This is a genomic window from Acinetobacter stercoris (assembly GCF_900323515.1).
Lineage (GTDB): Bacteria > Pseudomonadota > Gammaproteobacteria > Pseudomonadales > Moraxellaceae > Acinetobacter > Acinetobacter stercoris.
In genome coordinates this window covers 1-936 of sequence record NZ_OOGT01000420.1, presented here as the reverse complement: position 1 = coordinate 936, position 936 = coordinate 1, and the positions used below count along the sequence as shown (strand labels likewise).

The following is a 936-nucleotide window of genomic DNA, read 5'->3' as shown; positions in this document are numbered from 1 at the left end:
AATTAAGAACTAGGTTAATGAAAATAATACATACCTTGTAATTAGGAACAGAACGAGTCTATCCTGTTTCCAATTTTGAATTAGTGCGCTTAGAAAAGATTTTTCAAACAGTAGAATGAAATAACTTAACAGAAAGGTGAGTTTTAACAAGGTAATTAACTAAATTTATTGATATAAGAAATGGACACATTAATTTTATTTCAACTGGTTACTTTATTGATAAATACCAACTTTTAAATAAATCAAAATATTAGATCAAGGAATATATATGGAACTCTGGATGAGTATCGAACTCAGTAAAGAAGTTTTAACAGAAGAAGATATACTTGAGTTATCAAGTAATCAACGTGAAACAGAAACGATAATAAACGATACACTTAAGGATAGAAAATATAATATTCCGATTGGTGTATGGGGTTGTATTACAATTATGATGGGAAAAATGGCTTTATTGAGCGGATAATGTACTCTCTTAAAAGAAAAGAGATGGATTTCCGTTTTAAGATTGATCATGTTGCATTCTTGGCTGCAAATAAGCAAGGTAAGCAACAATTGATATTTGAAATGTTAATGCGAAGTTTGGATTTTTGGAAGATAAGTTCAAGAAAGTAAGACCTAAAGTTGATAGCGATGTTTATATTGAGCTTAACAGATTAAGAGAAGATACACAGAAAATTGCTAAAAAATATGGGTGGATATTTTAACTATTTGATGTATGAGTTTTGACTAATTTTTAACACTGAATAATTGTAGTATTAATAACAGTCTACTATTTGTTAATATAATACTTTTTAATTTTTTGGAAACAATAGTTTATTACAATTATGATCCCTGATACTTGCTTTAATCTATCTGAAATCGGAGATAAAGTTCTGTTTGAGAATTATATAGGTTCGGGATTGAATACAAGTTGTGGAGTTATGAAATGTCTGTAGC

1 protein-coding gene is annotated in these 936 nt (G+C 28.3%); it reads left to right on the top strand.

The genetic code is table 11. From position 1 onward, the window contains the following. The first annotated feature begins 280 nt into the window (after nucleotides 1-280). The gene (locus tag KPC_RS20000; protein WP_146196695.1) at nucleotides 281-463 is read left to right on the top strand and encodes a hypothetical protein; all 183 of its coding nucleotides are present in this window, start codon (nucleotides 281-283) and stop codon (nucleotides 461-463) included. Nucleotides 464-936 lie beyond the last annotated feature (473 nt).